This is a genomic window from Candidatus Brevundimonas colombiensis, from assembly GCA_029202665.1.
GTDB classification, from domain to species: domain Bacteria; phylum Pseudomonadota; class Alphaproteobacteria; order Caulobacterales; family Caulobacteraceae; genus Brevundimonas; species Brevundimonas colombiensis.
In genome coordinates this window covers 1,216,150-1,230,973 of the sequence record CP119326.1, presented here as the reverse complement: position 1 = coordinate 1,230,973, position 14,824 = coordinate 1,216,150, and the positions used below count along the sequence as shown (strand labels likewise).

Here is a 14,824-nt window from a genome sequence, read left to right as displayed (position 1 = left end):
ACCCGATCAACCGCCTTAGACAACACTCTATGGGTTGCCGCCACGACCGGCGCCAAGTCACATATCCTCGCGGTTGAATTCCTGTTGGCCGACGCAAGTAACACCCCTTAGGTTGCAAGCTTTGGCTTGACGTGGAGGGCGTTTTGGGGCCTTGGCACCGCATCAGATCTGACCGTAGGCCCAAATGAACGACGCAGTTGATCCCGTAGACATCGCTATTGGCGGACGCATCCGCGCGCGTCGCGAGGAACTTCGCATCACCCAGGCTCAGTTGGCCGCCGGCGCGGGCGTCACCTTCCAGCAGATTCAGAAGTACGAGCGGGGCGTCAATCGCGTGTCCGCCGCGCGCCTGCTGCAGATCGCCTCCGTCCTGAAATCGACCGGCGCGGCCCTGCTGGGCGAACTGGAGACGGCCGAGGGCGACGAGCTTGCGCTGGCCGCCCCAGGCGTGGCCGAACTTCTGGCAGCCTTCCGCGGCATTCAGGACCCCGCTCAGCGCGACGCCCTGTTGATCGTCGCCAAGGGGCTGCGCGGCTGATCTGCCGCCGCCCCCTGACGGATTGAATCAGACCTGGGCCTGACGCAGCAGCCGCTCGACCGGCTGATCGTCGGCCTGGCCCGTCGCATGGTCGGCCAGCCAGCGCTGGACGGCCGCGAGAGCGCGAAGGTCCAGGCCGTCCGAACGGCCGGCGTCGATCATGTTCTGGCGCACCACTTCCAGCATGCAGGCCGCCTCTGCGGCGCTGACGGGCGTGTGGTTGAGCAGGCTCGGCTCGGCTTCGACCATGAGCCCTAGATCCAGCTCGGCCAGCAGGTTGTCGGGACTGCCCGACACGCCGACTTTTTCGGCCATGGCCGCGGTGTCGAACCAGGAGCGGAAGAGGGGCAGGAAGCCGCTGGCGTTTTCAGTGATCACGGTTCAGATCCTTTGAGTGCGTGCGCTGTCGGGCGTTTCCCGCAGCGATGAAGAAGATCGGGCGTAGGGCGCACGGCGCGCTTCCCACACCCCGAAGAGGGCCAAGAACATAATCTCGACCCAGACGGTCATGCGCGCGGTGACGATGGACCAGGTCAGGGCGCCGGGACCGAGCAGCGAAGACAGATGGGTGACGAAGGCCAGCAACTGGGCGCCGGCGGCCAGCAGCAACCACCACCGATCATAGCGAAGGGCGAGCCTGATCAGCAGGGCCAGCAGGCCGAAGGAAATCGCCGCGACCGCCCATCGGAACTGACCGATGACCAGATGATCGACCCAGCCCGACAGAATCTGGGTGAGAAACAGACCGAGAGCGGCTTCGCGCTCAGGCCGTCGCCCTTTCCAAACCAGAAGGCAGAGGGCGACCACGGTCATACCCGAGCCGAACATCAGCAACGGCGAGGGCATGGGGTCGCCTCCGATCAGGCGGCCAGTTTGACGACATCGAGGCTGGCGGTCACCTTGGGATCGGTCTTGCTTTCACCCATTCCATCCATGCGCCAGCCGATGCCGTGATCATCGGCGACCGTCGCCAGATCGGCATGACCCGCGACGACACTGGCGCGCACGGCAGCCAATTGGCCCAGACCCGCGATGATATGTTCGATGGCCGACTGCCCTACCTCGGCGGCCAGACGGCTCTCCACGCGGCCTTCCAAGGAGGTTTGGACCAGGCGGCAAACCTCGATCATGGCCTGGTCGATCGCGTGTTCCGCCGTGCGGACCTGTCGTGCGACCCTGACGCCAACCTGCATATTTCTCATTGGTCGATCCTTTAGAATGATGTCCGCGTCAGCGAGCCCATTCGGGAGCGATCCGGTCGAAAAGGGCTGGAACCCCCATACCTGCCGTCACGATCCCGAGGGCGAGCAGCAGGGCGACGACGGCTCCGGCGGCATGATCCCCAACCGCGCACCGATCCCGCGAGGCGGGGAAGGCAGAGGCCAGGACGGCAGGACTTCGGCGCTGTCGTCGACCGACCGTTCAGCCGACGCCGGATCAACTGGCCCGGAAGCGACCGGTTCGGGAATGAGTATCGACGCCTCTGAGTAGGCGATACTCAGTCGGCGGGCGGCCAGTTTGCGGTCGGATACGCCCAGTTTGGCGTAGGCGCGGTGCAGGTGATTGCCGACGGTGCGAGGCGATATGCCCAGACGCGCGGCGATCTCCTTGTCCTCCAGCCCCTGGCCGGCAAGGTGCACGCATTCGCTCTCTCTTGTCGTCAGGCTGTCGGGCATTGGATCTCCGAAGCCCTGTTTACCGTATTTGTCGCGGGTGTCAGCCGCATAAGCTGCGCTTGAGATGATACGCTCTGCCGTCAGGTCGCTTGAAGATATAAGCATATCTTTATATGTCTGAAGGCCTGACACAGACAGGAGCCACCCTTGGCCGCTCGTTCCTCCTTCCTCTTCACCTCGGAAAGCGTTTCCGAGGGCCACCCCGACAAGGTCGCGGACCGCATCTCCGACACGGTCGTGGACGCCTTCCTGGCCCAGGATCCCGAAGCGCGCGTGGCGTGCGAAACCCTGGTCACGACCCAGCGCATCGTGCTGGCCGGAGAGGTGCGCGCCACCCAGCCGGGCGCCACCAAGGAACAGAACGAAGCCTTCACCCAGAGTATCATCGACAGCCTGGAGCCGCTGGTCCGCGCGGCGGTCAGGGACATCGGCTACGAGCAGGACGGCTTCCACTGGGAGACGGCGGAATACGCCTGCTATCTGCACGCCCAGTCGGCCGACATCGCCGTCGGCGTCGACTCGACCAACGAGAAGGACGAAGGCGCGGGCGACCAGGGGATCATGTTCGGCTATGCCTCCAACGAGACGCCGGAACTGATGCCGGCGACCCTGCAGTACAGCCACAACATCCTGAAGCGACTGGCCGAGGTGCGTCACGCCGGCGGCTCGCAGCTGGAGCCCGACGCCAAGAGCCAGGTGACGATCGAATACCAGGACGGCAAGCCGGTCCGCGCCACCTCGATCGTTCTGTCGACCCAGCACGCCAAGGGTCTCAGCTCCGAACAGGTCGCCGAGATCGTGAAGCCCTATATCCTCGAAGTGCTGCCCGAAGGCTTCACCGACGAGAACACCGTCTGGCACATCAACCCGACCGGCATCTTCGAGATCGGCGGCCCTGACGGCGACGCCGGGCTGACCGGACGCAAGATCATCGTCGACACTTATGGCGGCGCGGCGCCCCATGGGGGCGGCGCCTTCTCGGGCAAGGACCCGACCAAGGTGGACCGTTCGGCCGCCTACGCGTGCCGCTATCTGGCCAAGAACGTCGTCGCCGCAGGGCTGGCCGACCGCTGCACCATCCAGATCTCCTACGCCATCGGGGTCGCCAAGCCCCAGTCGATCCACATCGACCTGCACGGCACCGGCAAGATTTCCGAAGCGGTGCTGGAAGACAAGATCCTGGACCTGATCGGCGGCGCCACGCCGCGGGCCATTCGCCAGCATCTGCAACTGAACAAGCCGATCTACGCCCGCACCACCGCCTACGGCCATTTCGGCCGCGAACCGGACGCGGACGGCGGTTTCAGCTGGGAAAAGACCGATCTGGTCGATCAGCTCAAGGCATTGGCCTAAGCCGAGGTCAGGCGGTCTGGTCGTCGACGATCAGGCCGCGCACGCCCGTCAGATTGGCCTCGGTCAGATCGATCTGACGGGTCTGGGCGCCATGCAGGATCGCCCGGCCCAGGTCCGCGCCGGCCAGCACCGCGCGTTTCAGATCGGCGCCAGACAGGTCCGCGCCGCGCAGCACGGCCCCGGTCAGGTCGGCGGGCATCAGCCGGTCCGCCGCGATCAGCAACGGCCCCAACTGCGCCTCGCGCAGGTCCGCTCCGTTCAGCCGCGCGCCCATCAGACGCGCCCCGCGCAGATCGGCGCGACGCAGTCTGGCGGACCTGAGGTCGGCGTTTTCCAGCTGGGCGCCCTGCAACTGGACCCCCTCCATGTCCAGGCCGTAGAAAACCGCCCCTTTGGCCGACAGGGCCGTCAGGTTCAGTCCGGTGATGGATTTCAGCGGGCGCAGATCGACGCCGTCGAAGACGGAAGGCTGGCCCTCGGCCCCGCCCGTCTCGCACCAACGGGCGTGTTCGCGCAGCATTTCGGCCGCGGGCATCCGATCCACGGACTCGCAGGCCGACCTCTTGTCCGTCAGCGCGCCCTGCATGTCCGCCCCGTCGGCGCGCCACAGAGTGGTCTTGCACCCGACCAGAATGGCGTCGCGCAGATCCGCGCCGGACAGGTCCGCCCCCGACAGGTCGGCTCCGGCCAGGTCCGCGCCGCGGAAGTCGGCCTGTTTCAGATTGGCCCGCACCAGCTTGCAATCCTTCATCACAGCGCCCGAGAAATCGGCCTTCATCGCGATGACGCCCGACATCTTGGAGCGCTGGAGATTGGCGCCGGCCAGACAGGCGCCGCTGGCCTCCGTCTCGTCGCGATGACGCGGCTCGATGACCTTGAAGCCCAGTTTGGCGTCGGCGGCGGCGATCGTGCCTTCGCGCAGGTCCGCCTCGAACATGTCGGCGCCGGACAGATCGGCGCCGCGCAGACAGGCGCCGCGCAGATCGGCGCGCCGCAGGCTGGCCTCGGCCAGGATGGCGTCCTGCATGTCCGCGCCGAAGAAGTTGGCGTTGTCCAGCTTGGCGCCCGTCAGGTCGCAGCCCTCCAGACAGGCGGCGGCGAAATCGGCGTCGGCCAGATTGCGGCCCTTCAGGCTGAGGCCCGACAGGTCCATCCAGGCGAAGACCGCGCGGGCGCCGCCAGGGCGGGCCTGGAACAGCCTGTCATGGCGGGTGCAGACCCCGTCCAGTTCCGCCTGCGTCAGACGTCGTCTCACCAAGGGTTCCGCAGCCTGGGCCATCGGATCACCCTAAGGCCGGTCGCTTAAGAAGCCTTGAACGGCGTCGTCCAGCGCGTCAGACGCCGTTCAGACCGTCAACAGGCCCTGTTCGGCCAGGACGTCGGCCAGTTCGCCCGGGCCGGTCCACAGGCGGGTGTAGCCCGCTTCGCCCAGCCGCTTCAGCTCCGTCACCAGATCGGCCTTGGGCGAGGCGACGAAACGGCCGTCGAAGCCGGCCCCGTCCGCGCTGATCCGCACCATGGGGCGGCCGGTCTCCAGACGATGCAGGAAGCCTTCGCACAGGGCCTCGCCCTCTTTGCACATCAAGCCGGTCTCTACCGTCAGGCCCTGCGCGCGCAGCCGCTCGGTGCCGCGCCCGGCGGCGAAGGGCGAGGGGTCGAGACAGGCGATGACGACCCGCGCGACGCCCGCCTCGGTCAGGAAATGGGCGCAGGACTTGCGGCCCGAGGACCGGGCGCCGCACGGCTCCAGCGTGACATAGACGGTCGATCCCGCAACCTCGGTGCCCCCGGCAGGCACGGCCTGCTCCTCGGCATGAGGGCGCCCACCCGGCGCCGTGGCGGCCTGGGCGATCACACGGCCGTCCTTGACGATGACGCAGCCGACGGCCGGATTGGGCCAGGTCTCGCCCATGCGGCCGGTCGCCAGGGCGATGGCCTGGGCCATGAAGCCCCGGTCGGCGTCGGTCCAGCTCATGCCGCCTCGGGCAGGGCTTCGGCCCGGTCGGCGTCCAGATAACGCGCGCTCACGGGCTTCAAGGCGGCGTCCAGGTCGATCTCCAGCGGATTTCCGGTCGGGATTTCGACGCCGACGATCTGGTCGTCCGGCACGCCGAACAGCAGTTTGACGATGGCGCGCAGGGAATTGCCATGGGCGGCGATCAGCACGTCCTCGCCTGCCTTCAGGCGGGGTGCGATCTCGGCGTCCCAATAGGGTTTCACCCGGTCCAGCGTCGTCTTCAGGCTTTCGGTGTCCGGGATGGCCTTGCCAGCATAGCGGGGATCGGCGTTGAAATCGAACTCGCCGCCGGGGGCCAGCGGCGGCGGCGGCACGTCATAGCTGCGGCGCCAGACCCTGACCTGATCCTCGCCATGCTTCTGGGCGGTCTCGGCCTTGTTGAGCCCCGTCAGGCCGCCATAGTGACGCTCGTTCAGGCGCCAGTCCTCGATCACCGGCACATCCGTCAGTCCCGCCGACTGCAGGGCCAGGGCGCCGGTGCGTTTGGCGCGCGTCAGGACCGAGGTGAACATGACGGCCGGCTTGAAACCGGCCTGGGCGATCAGTTCGCCGCCGCGACGCGCCTGGGCCTCGCCCTCCGCCGTCAGGTCGACATCGACCCAGCCGGTGAAGCGGTTTTCGAGGTTCCATTGGCTCTGGCCGTGGCGGAGAAGGATCAGGCGCGGCATCTTGGTCGGTCCTTGGGCGTCGGTCTGACAGGCAGACGGTCTCGTGCGGGGTAGGCCGCCGTCAGAAATCGGTCAAGGTTCGCCGACGGGGCGCGTGCTTGTCGCGCGCCGCGCGGAGGCGTAACCAAGGGACCATGTCCGATCGCGTCTTCTTCGCCCTGACCTTCGGCGCCGCCGCCGTCATGATCGCGGTCGCCGTCGTCTGGCCCTGAGGCGACCCGCGCGTGGGTCAGAACAGGATCTTGCGCAGATTGATGCGGAAGACGCGGCCCTGCGGGTCCAGATAGTCCGACTGATAGTTGATCGGGGTCGCACCATCGCTGCTGGTCACGGAAATCCGGTCGTCGAAGATGTTCTGCACGCCGAAGCCGATGCGCGCGCCCTTCAGGATCGGGAAACGCTCCACCCAGGCCTTGCGCTGGGTCAGGTCGGCGAAGGCGAACAGATTGACGGTGGTGCGCCCCGAGAAGTCCAGATCTGGCGACCCCAGCGCATCGCCCTTGACCGTCGTGCCCGAGCGCCAGTTGGCGTTGACGAAGGCGCCCAGTCCGTTCTTGAACAGACCCGTCTGCAGTTGAACCTCATGACGGGACTGACCGCCCGATCCCGAGATGGAATCGCCGTTCAGCAGGTCCAGCGGCGCCAGACCATCGCGGATCGTCACCTCGTCCTGAACGCGCCAGGTGTGGGTCAGCGACAGGTTGAACATCCCCTGCCCGGGCTGCATGCCCGGCCCGCGCGCGCCGCGCATCCGCCCCGGAGGGCCGCCCGGTCCGCGCGGTCCGCCAGGACCGGGGCCCATCATGCCGGGTCCGCCGGGAGGGCCGCCGGGTCCACGACCCGCCATCGACGGGTCCGGCTTGCCGAACGGGCGCGAGAAGTTGAAGCCCCATTGAACGTCCTGCTGCTCGCGCTTGAAGAAGTTCAGCGGGCGGGCGTCGATGGACAGCAGATCGCCGTCCGCATCGCGCACGAACCGATCCGGCAATGCGGCTTCCAGATCGGGAGTGATGGCGGGGAAGCTGGCGATCTCATTGTCCGCCTCGGTGCGGGTATAGGCCAGGTTCAGTCGGAGATCCTTGTCCGACACCGGCTGCCAGTTGACGCCCAGCTTCAGGATGCGCCGATCCTCGGCCTTCAGATTGGGATCGCCGCCGGTGATCTGGGTGATCTCGACCGTCCGGTTGGTGTTGAAGTCGAACACCGGCGTATTGGGGGTGGCGACGGTGGGATCGTTCAATTGCTGGACGGTCGGGGCCTTGCCCTCGTCCGAATAGTTGGCCGACAAAGACAGCCGTTCGACCGGCGACCAGTTCAGACCCGCCCCTATCGACGACACGCCGCCGAAATCGGATAGGTCCTGATAAGCTAGGTTCAGATTGGCCGACAGGTCGCCGATCCTGGGCAGGACGCCGCGTTCGACGTTCGAGATCGGCAGGTCGAAGTTGGCCTGGACGCTGCCCGAGTTGCGCGATTGCGACCGATCGACGGCCACGCCGCCGCGCACGCTTTCGGAATCCAGGGACTGATAGCCGGCGCCGACCTTGAAGGTCGACGTCACCTCGCCGGCCGGCAGTTCGAACGGGCGGCCGTTCAGCACCAGTTCGCCGGTCGCCGTCTGGGCGGTCGACCGGGCCGTGTCGCGGGCCCGCTCGCTCACCCGGCCGCCGATGTCGCCGAACGGATTGACGGACGGGTCGTTCGACGTAACCGCCGCCTGCAGGGCAGTCGCATCCAGGCCGCGGCCGGTCGAGGTGTCGGTCACGACGCGATTGTAGTCGCCCGTCGCGGTCCAGCGCCAATCGCCGAGATAGCCGTCGAACACCGTGCCCAGACCGATGGTGCGCGTATCGGTCTGGCGCGTCAGGGCGTCGGGGCGATCCACATAGCGATACAGCAGCACGTCGTCGCCGAACGGCGAAAAGGGGTTGGCGGACGGCAGGGTCAGGGTGACGCCGGGCAGGCCCAGATAGCTGAAACTGCTGGCGTCCTCGATGCTGCCGCTCAGGGTCAGTCCCACCTTGTCGTTCAGGTCGTGCTTGTAGGTCCCCGCGATCGAGGCCTGATCGGTCTGGGGCAGCAGGGTGCGATAGGCGTTCAGGTCGCCCGCGCTCGCCACCCCCGCCGTGGAGACGAAATCGGACAGGCTCGGCGCGCCGCTCTCGCCCGATGCGGGAACGCCCGCCATATAGACCGTCGATCCCGCCAGGACCGACAGGGCGGGATCGATCCCGGTGTTGGCCGGATCGACCTGACCCGCCCTGGGCACGCCTTTCAGGCCCGTGACATTGCCCCGACCGTCGAACAGAACGCCTGAGGTCGTGCGGTCGATGTTGCGCTCGGTCTCGAACAGGGTGTTGGAGGTCGTGCCGTTGATGTCCAGCGACCAGCGGTCCGACCCGGCGATGCGCAGGACGTTGTTCTCGCTGGCGGTCGTGGTGCGGCCGCCCTGCTCGGGCCGGCTGACGTTGACCGAGGCGGTCAGCGACTTGAAGTCCGCCTTCAGGACGATATTCACCACCCGCTGATTGGCGCTGTAGCCATAGGACAGGGCCGTCTCTTCCGGCAGGATGTCGAAACGATCGATGGCCTCAGGCGGGATGCCCCGGATTTCCCGGAAGCCCGAGATGCGCCGGCCATTGACCAGAAAGACCGGAGAGCCGCCGCGCGCGCTGCGGGTCTGGGCCTCCAGCAGGGTCACCAGTTCGCCGATGTTGGTCGCGCCGAACGCTTGGATCTGCGCCGTGTCATAAGAGACGATCGGTTCCTGTCCGCCCAGCGCCACGCCGCGCCGGGCGGCCGTGACCTCGACGTCTGGCAACACGACCGTCGCCGCGTCCTGCTGGGACGGGGGCGTGGCGGCCTGCGGCAGGATCGCCTGGCCCGCAGCCGGCTCCGCGGCTGCGGGCTGGACGGCGGCGGCGGGGGCCAGCGCGAGGAGTAGAAGCGCGGTCTGGGTCATGGAACGATGATCCGAGCGATGATTTCAGCCCCTTGGAGGACGGCACAAACATGGCCGTAAAACGACAGAATTCATGAAGAAACATAAAGCGTTGCGCGTTTCCAACAGGGTTGAAAAACCTGCGACGGAAAGCGCGATCCGGCGCGTTCAAGACAGTCGGGGTGCGTCCGGGACGCGATCCGCAAAGACACAGGGGACCATGTCGTCTGGCCCAATCGCAGAGTCGATCAAGGAAGACTCCGCGTTGACCGCCTCCGGGCTTTCGGCTATAGGCCCGCCCTCTTGAGATTTCCGCGCCGTGGACGTGTGCTCCGCGGCGTTTTCCGTTCGAAGGTTTGACATGGCCAACAACCCCGGCGCCCGCAAGGCGATCCGCAAGATCGAAGCGCGTACCGAAGTGAACAAGGCGCGCCGTTCGCGCGTCCGCACCTATCTGCGCAAGTTCCAGGAAGCTCTGGCCGGCGGCGACGCCGCTGTCGCCAAGACCGCTTTCGTCGAGGCGCAATCCGAGCTGATGCGCGCCGTCTCCAAGGGCGTCGTTCACAAGAACACGGGCTCGCGCAAAGTGTCGCGCCTGGCCGCCCAGCTGAAGAAACTTTCGGCCGCCTGAGCCGGAATTAATTCCACAGCGAACGGAACGGCTGTCGCTGTTTCGTTACGGGATTATCAAGCGATTACAACGGCGAAGAAGCATCTGCTTCTTCGCCGTTTTGCGTTTGTCCTCTAAGCCTTATTAGGCCTGAACTGCGGTCGCCGAGCGTCGATCCTGCGAAAATTCCAAGCGGGAACAGGGTTTGACGGAGTCAAACAATTTAACTGCGAATCGACCAACGAATCAGCGTTGACCCACCCGGCTCGCAGCGTAAGTTTTGGCCTCTAACGCACTTCCATCCCAATACGGATGAAGACGGCGCGGGACTTCAGTTTCGCGTCGGCGGGAGATGTCTGTCCAGGAGCTCGGCCCCGCCCGAAAAGCATCGCTTTTCGGCGCAGGAGAAGTCGTCCCTGAACCATCCCCCTGAAGTGCGGAAGGTCGGATTGGTTTTGGAGCGGCGGGCAAGATGGTTGGGGGCGCAACGGCGATGACGGGCGGAATGAAGACGTCGGGACTGACGGACCCTGATCGCATCTGGAGCGAGGCCTCCGTGCGTCTGCGCGCCGAGATCGGCGACGGCCCCTTCTCGTCCTACATCGCCCCGTCGGCGGTGCGCCTGGACAACGCCGGCGGCCTGATCCTGGTCACCCCCACCGCTTACGCCCGCGACTGGGTGCGCAAGAACGCCCTGCGCCGCATGAACGAGCTGTGGCTGGGCCTGGACGGCCTGTCGCGCCGGCTTGAGGTCCGCTGCCGCGCCGAGGTGGGGTCCGCCCCGCCGGCCTCGGCCGTGCTGTCCGGCGCCGGCGCCGGAGCCGGCAATGTGGTGGACGCCGCTCCGCGCCTGGCCGCCTTCGCGTCCGCACCCCAGGCCGCCCCCATCAGCGCCGACGGCGCCCGCGCCGTGCGCGCCGCCGGCCTGCAGGAGCGCCTGACCTTCGACAGCTTCATCGAGGGTCAGGGCAACGCCTTCGCCCTGGCCATCGCCAAACAGGTGGCCAGCTGGGCCGACGGCCATTTCAACCCAGTCTTCTTCTGCGGCCCCTATGGCTACGGCAAGACCCACCTGTTGAACGCCATCGCCTGGGAAGCCCAACGTCTGCGGCCTCAGGCCAAGGTGGTCTATCTGACCGCCGAACGTTTCCTGTCCACCTTCGTCAAGGCCATGCAGGACCGTTCGACGGCCGCCTTCAAGGAAAGCCTGCGCTCGGCCGACATGCTGCTGCTGGACGATGTGCAGTTCGTGGGCGGCAAGACGAGCACCCAGGAAGAACTGCTGTCGACCCTGACCGCTCTGATCGAGGATGGCAAACGCATCGTCTTCTCGGCCGACCGCGCCCCGATGGCCCTGACCGAGGTCGAGCCGCGCCTGCGCAGCCACCTGGCCGCCGGTCTGACCTGCCCGGTCGAGGCAGGCGATCGCGAACTGAAGATCGCCGTGGCCCAAAACCGCCTCAAGGCCCTGTCGGCCTTAGGCGTCGTTCAGGGCGAGGCCGCGCCCGAGGTCCTGGCTCAGCTGGTCGATCGCACCCCCGGCTCGATGCGTGAGCTTGAGGGCGCCGTGAACACCCTGGCCGCCGCCGCCGGCGCGCGTCTGTCGTCGGTGTCGGTGGACGAGGCCTCAAACCTGCTGGGCGCCGCCCTGCGCGGCGGTCCCGAGCGCCGCATCACGGTCGATGAAATCCAGAAGACGGTGGCCGACCACTTCAACATGAAACAGGCCGACCTGCTGAGCGAGCGCCGCACCCGTTCGGTCGCCCGTCCCCGCCAGATCGCCATGTATCTGTGCAAACAGCACACGACCCGTTCCTATCCCGACATCGGTCGCCGGTTCGGCGGACGCGATCACACCACCGTCCTGCACGGCGTGCGCAAGATCGAGGAGTTGATGCCGCAGGACGACCAGATCGCCCGCGACGTCGAAGCCCTGACGCGCAAGCTGCGAGGCTGATTTCACTGATGCATGGCGCGTGACGCGGGGCGGGCGTCTGATTTGTTCACTTATCCACTCGACACTCGCCACTATCCACTCGCCGCTTCCTTGCCCTCGCCGCCTGATCCGCTAGTGTCTCAGGTCACTTAACCGCGGCTGCTTCGAGAATCGGCCGCGCCGGGCGAGACGACATGCAGCTGACCATCGAACGATCCGCGCTCCTGAAGGCCCTCGGCCACGTGCAGAGCGTCGTCGAACGTCGAAACACCATTCCCATCCTGTCCAATGTGCTGCTGAGCGCGGGCCGGGATCGTCTGGCCTTCGCCGCCACCGATCTGGACATGGAAATGGTGGACGAGGCCGAGGCCCAGGTTCAGGTCGAGGGCCAGATCACCGCCCCCGCCCACACCCTGTACGAAATCGTGCGCAAACTGCCGGAAGGCGCCGAGGTCTCGCTGCTCTATTCGGGCGATGACCCTCGTCTGGTGGTGGCGGCCGGCCGTTCGCGCTTCAATCTGCCGGTCCTGCCGGCGGGCGACTTCCCCGTCATGTCCGCCGACAGCGCAGGCGCGTCCTATGTGCTGCCCAAGGAGGACTTGGCCCGCCTGATCGACAAGACCCGGTTCGCCGTCTCGACCGAAGAGACGCGCTACTATCTGAACGGTCTGTATCTGCACACGGTCGCCGAAGCGGGCATTCCCCTGCTGCGCGCCGTGGCCACCGACGGCCACCGTCTGGCCCTGGCCGAGACCCCGGCGCCGGAGGGCGCGGCGGGCGGCCCCGGCGTGATCGTGCCGCGCAAGACCGTCGATCAGGTTCGCCGCCTGCTGGACGATGCGGGCGGCCCGGTCGAGGTGCAGGTTTCCGCCCAGAAAATCCGTTTCCAGATGGGCGAGGCGTCCCTGACGTCCAAGGTCATCGACGGCGCCTTCCCCGACTATCTGCGCGTCATCCCGCGCGGCAACGACAAACAGGCCGATATCGACAATGCCCTGTTCGCCAAGGCCGTCGACCGCGTGGCCACCATCTCGGCGGAAAAGAGCCGCTCGGTGAAACTGGCCTTCGACAATGACCGGGTGAAGCTGACCGTGCGCAACATGGAAGCGGGTCAGGCCGAGGAAGAGGTCGAGATCGGCTATTCCGACGAACCGTTCGAGATTGGCTTCAACGCTCGCTATCTGCTGGACGTCGCCGGCCAGATCACCGGCGAAAACGCCGCCTTCCGCTTCGCCGATCCGGCCTCCCCGACCCTGGTGCTCGATCCGGGCGATCCGGGCGTGCAGTATGTGCTGATGCCGTTGCGGGTGTGACCAGCCTGGACGCGACGCAGGCCGATGAACGGCTGGTGCTGACGACCCCGCGTAGCGCCGTGCTGCTGTCCTTACCGATCTTTCTGGCGACGGCGGCGCTTGGGCTGTGGTTCATCGGCCAGTCCACCAACTTCATCGACACGGCATGGAGCTGGTTGGGGGTGGTTTTCCTGCTTGCGGGGGCGGCGGTTTCCGTCGTCTCCCTGTTCAGGCCGACCCGGCTTATCCTTACGCCAGAAGGCTTTCATCTGACCGGCCCCTTTTCGCCGGGCTTGATCCCGTGGGGCGAGGTCGAGGTCTTTACGGCCTACAGCGAGCCCGCGTTTTTGGACGCAGACGGTCTGCCGGTGGGCGGGGTTCCGCTCTATGCGGTCTGGCGGCTTTACGAAGCTTCGGATTCCTCCAAACACATGGTGTCCCGATTGAGCCGGGCGGCGGACATGCCGTTCGACGGGGCCCTGCCGCGCAACATCGGTCTTGACCCGGACGCGCTCGCGGAACTGTTGGAGCAATGGCGCGTCCATTACGGATGAGCCGCTGGCCGCTCGGCGGCGCGAAGGCCATGTCTTGATCGCCTCCCTCACCCTCACCGACTTTCGTTCCTATGCGGGCGCGCGGCTGGCGATGACCGCTGGCCCCGTGGTGCTGCATGGGCCGAACGGAGCGGGAAAGACCAATCTCCTGGAGGCGATCAGCCTCTTGACCCCCGGCAAGGGGCTGCGGGGCGCCACCGCCGCCGAAATGGGCCGGCGCGAGCCGGGCGAGGCGGTCGGCCGCGCCTGGGCCGTCATGATCGAACTGGACGACGCGACGCGACTGGGCACCGGGGTTCAGACGGCGGGCGCGACGCGCCGCATCGTCCGCATCGACGGCGAGACGGCCCCGCCGGGTCGGCTGCTGGACTATCTGCGGCCGGTCTGGGCCACGCCCGAACAGGACCGGCTGTTCTCGGATGCGCGCGCCGAGCGGTTGAAGTTCTTCGACCGTCTGGTCTTCGCCGCCGATCCCGATCACGCCGCCAGCATATCGGCCTATGACAAGGCCCTGCGTGAGCGGTTGCGCCTGCTGAACGACGCTGCAGATGGGCGCGAGGCCGATCCCGTCTGGCTGGATGCGCTTGAGGCACGTCTGGGCGAGGCGGGTGCCCGTGCAGCGATGGCTCGCGTCGCCGCCCTCCATGCGCTGCAGGCCGCCATCGACGCCCGTGGCGACCGGCCCTTCCCGCAGGCGGACCTGGGGCTGGACGGGGCCGTCGAGCAGATGGCCGAGGCAGGCGCCGAGGAAGACGAGATCGCCGCCGCGATCCGCGAGGGTCTGGCCCGCGCCCGCGCCCGCGACGGCGCCGCCGGTCGCTCCCTGTTCGGGCCGCACCGCACCGACCTGACCGCCCTGCATCGCGAGAAGAACCGTCCGGCGTCCGAGGGGTCGTCCGGCGAGCAGAAGGCCCTGGTGCTGAACCTGATCCTGGCCCAGATCGCGCGCCTGTCGGACCCCGCCGTCGCCGGGACGGCCCGGCCTGTCCTGCTGCTGGACGAAGCCCCGGCTCATCTGGACGAACGCCGCCGCGACGCCCTGTTCGACGAGATTACGGCCCTTGATCTTCAGGCCTTCATGACCGGCACCGAACGCGGCCTGTTCGCCGGTCTGGAAGGCCGCGCCCAGTTCGTCCGCGTCGCAGGCGGGGCGCTGGAAACGGACTAGCCGACAGACACCTCGGAAACACGGTCAGGTCTCGCTTTTTCGCCGAAATTTCCTATATGTTGCGGACTTCG

The 14,824-nt window shown here is 67.1% G+C and carries 15 protein-coding genes; 7 read left to right on the top strand and 8 right to left on the bottom strand.

From position 1 onward, the window contains the following. Positions 1-184 precede the first annotated feature (184 nt). Positions 185-538 carry a helix-turn-helix domain-containing protein gene (locus P0Y50_05765; GenBank protein ID WEK41112.1) on the top strand — a complete coding sequence of 118 codons (354 nt, stop codon included), beginning with the start codon at positions 185-187 and terminating at the stop codon, positions 536-538. A gap of 27 nt (positions 539-565) precedes the next feature. Here P0Y50_05765 and P0Y50_05760 read toward each other — a convergent pair whose 3' ends face one another. The 4 genes from P0Y50_05760 to P0Y50_05745 all read right to left on the bottom strand — a co-directional run bounded on the left by P0Y50_05760 (position 566) and on the right by P0Y50_05745 (position 2,214). Further along, positions 566-916 carry a hypothetical protein gene (locus P0Y50_05760; protein ID WEK41111.1) on the bottom strand — a complete coding sequence of 117 codons (351 nt, stop codon included), beginning with the start codon at positions 914-916 and terminating at the stop codon, positions 566-568. Between the two features lie 3 nt (positions 917-919). Continuing rightward, the gene (locus P0Y50_05755) at positions 920-1,384 is read right to left on the bottom strand and encodes a hypothetical protein (GenBank protein WEK41110.1); all 465 of its coding nucleotides are present in this window, start codon (positions 1,382-1,384) and stop codon (positions 920-922) included. Between the two features lie 14 nt (positions 1,385-1,398). Then, complete coding sequence (locus P0Y50_05750; GenBank protein ID WEK41109.1) at positions 1,399-1,740, bottom strand: hypothetical protein; 342 nt, start codon at positions 1,738-1,740, stop codon at positions 1,399-1,401. A gap of 87 nt (positions 1,741-1,827) precedes the next feature. Continuing rightward, entirely contained in the window at positions 1,828-2,214 is a 387-nt protein-coding gene (locus P0Y50_05745) for a helix-turn-helix transcriptional regulator (protein ID WEK41108.1), read from the bottom strand. Between the two features lie 147 nt (positions 2,215-2,361). Here P0Y50_05745 and metK point away from each other — a divergent pair, with 147 nt between their 5' ends. Beyond that, positions 2,362-3,567: a methionine adenosyltransferase gene (gene metK, locus P0Y50_05740; GenBank protein WEK41107.1), complete on the top strand. Its 1,206-nt coding sequence runs from the start codon at positions 2,362-2,364 to the stop codon at positions 3,565-3,567. A 7-nt stretch (positions 3,568-3,574) separates the two neighbouring features. Here the strand turns inward: metK and P0Y50_05735 are convergent, their stop codons facing one another. The 4 genes from P0Y50_05735 to P0Y50_05720 all read right to left on the bottom strand — a co-directional run bounded on the left by P0Y50_05735 (position 3,575) and on the right by P0Y50_05720 (position 9,214). Further along, complete coding sequence (locus P0Y50_05735) at positions 3,575-4,846, bottom strand: pentapeptide repeat-containing protein (GenBank protein WEK41106.1); 1,272 nt, start codon at positions 4,844-4,846, stop codon at positions 3,575-3,577. 66 nt (positions 4,847-4,912) lie between these two features. Beyond that, positions 4,913-5,542, bottom strand: a complete 630-nt coding sequence (locus P0Y50_05730; protein WEK41105.1) for a bifunctional diaminohydroxyphosphoribosylaminopyrimidine deaminase/5-amino-6-(5-phosphoribosylamino)uracil reductase RibD — start codon at positions 5,540-5,542, stop codon at positions 4,913-4,915. Then, a complete protein-coding gene (gene gpmA / locus P0Y50_05725) occupies positions 5,539-6,252 on the bottom strand; it encodes a 2,3-diphosphoglycerate-dependent phosphoglycerate mutase (GenBank protein ID WEK41104.1) in 714 nt (237 codons plus the stop codon). The genes P0Y50_05730 and gpmA overlap by 4 nt, the downstream gene beginning before the upstream one ends. A gap of 229 nt (positions 6,253-6,481) precedes the next feature. After that, positions 6,482-9,214, bottom strand: a complete 2,733-nt coding sequence (locus P0Y50_05720) for a TonB-dependent receptor (GenBank protein WEK41103.1) — start codon at positions 9,212-9,214, stop codon at positions 6,482-6,484. A 340-nt stretch (positions 9,215-9,554) separates the two neighbouring features. Between P0Y50_05720 and rpsT the strand changes: the two genes are divergently transcribed. The 5 genes from rpsT to recF all read left to right on the top strand — a co-directional run bounded on the left by rpsT (position 9,555) and on the right by recF (position 14,753). Then, positions 9,555-9,824 (top strand): 30S ribosomal protein S20, encoded by a 270-nt coding sequence (gene rpsT, locus P0Y50_05715; protein WEK41102.1) that lies wholly within the window; start codon positions 9,555-9,557, stop codon positions 9,822-9,824. 472 nt (positions 9,825-10,296) lie between these two features. After that, on the top strand, positions 10,297-11,760 hold the full coding sequence (gene dnaA, locus P0Y50_05710; GenBank protein WEK41101.1) for a chromosomal replication initiator protein DnaA: 1,464 nt from the start codon (positions 10,297-10,299) through the stop codon (positions 11,758-11,760). Positions 11,761-11,933: 173 nt separating this feature from the next. Further along, positions 11,934-13,052 carry a DNA polymerase III subunit beta gene (dnaN, locus tag P0Y50_05705; GenBank protein ID WEK41100.1) on the top strand — a complete coding sequence of 373 codons (1,119 nt, stop codon included), beginning with the start codon at positions 11,934-11,936 and terminating at the stop codon, positions 13,050-13,052. Then, complete coding sequence (locus P0Y50_05700) at positions 13,049-13,585, top strand: hypothetical protein (GenBank protein ID WEK41099.1); 537 nt, start codon at positions 13,049-13,051, stop codon at positions 13,583-13,585. The genes dnaN and P0Y50_05700 overlap by 4 nt, the downstream gene beginning before the upstream one ends. A gap of 34 nt (positions 13,586-13,619) precedes the next feature. After that, positions 13,620-14,753, top strand: coding sequence for a DNA replication/repair protein RecF (gene recF / locus P0Y50_05695; protein ID WEK41098.1), 1,134 nt, complete (start codon positions 13,620-13,622; stop codon positions 14,751-14,753). Positions 14,754-14,824: the final 71 nt, after the last annotated feature.

Coding starts and splice junctions, on each gene's coding strand:
- P0Y50_05730 (WEK41105.1), bottom strand. CDS start 5,542: ATGAGCTGGACCGACGCCGACCGGGGCTTCATGGCCCAGGCCATCGCC.
- P0Y50_05755 (WEK41110.1), bottom strand. CDS start 1,384: ATGCCCTCGCCGTTGCTGATGTTCGGCTCGGGTATGACCGTGGTCGCC.
- P0Y50_05735 (WEK41106.1), bottom strand. CDS start 4,846: ATGGCCCAGGCTGCGGAACCCTTGGTGAGACGACGTCTGACGCAGGCG.
- dnaA (WEK41101.1), top strand. CDS start 10,297: ATGACGGGCGGAATGAAGACGTCGGGACTGACGGACCCTGATCGCATC.
- P0Y50_05720 (WEK41103.1), bottom strand. CDS start 9,214: ATGACCCAGACCGCGCTTCTACTCCTCGCGCTGGCCCCCGCCGCCGCC.
- P0Y50_05750 (WEK41109.1), bottom strand. CDS start 1,740: ATGAGAAATATGCAGGTTGGCGTCAGGGTCGCACGACAGGTCCGCACG.
- P0Y50_05765 (WEK41112.1), top strand. CDS start 185: ATGAACGACGCAGTTGATCCCGTAGACATCGCTATTGGCGGACGCATC.
- dnaN (WEK41100.1), top strand. CDS start 11,934: ATGCAGCTGACCATCGAACGATCCGCGCTCCTGAAGGCCCTCGGCCAC.
- P0Y50_05745 (WEK41108.1), bottom strand. CDS start 2,214: ATGCCCGACAGCCTGACGACAAGAGAGAGCGAATGCGTGCACCTTGCC.
- gpmA (WEK41104.1), bottom strand. CDS start 6,252: ATGCCGCGCCTGATCCTTCTCCGCCACGGCCAGAGCCAATGGAACCTC.
- rpsT (WEK41102.1), top strand. CDS start 9,555: ATGGCCAACAACCCCGGCGCCCGCAAGGCGATCCGCAAGATCGAAGCG.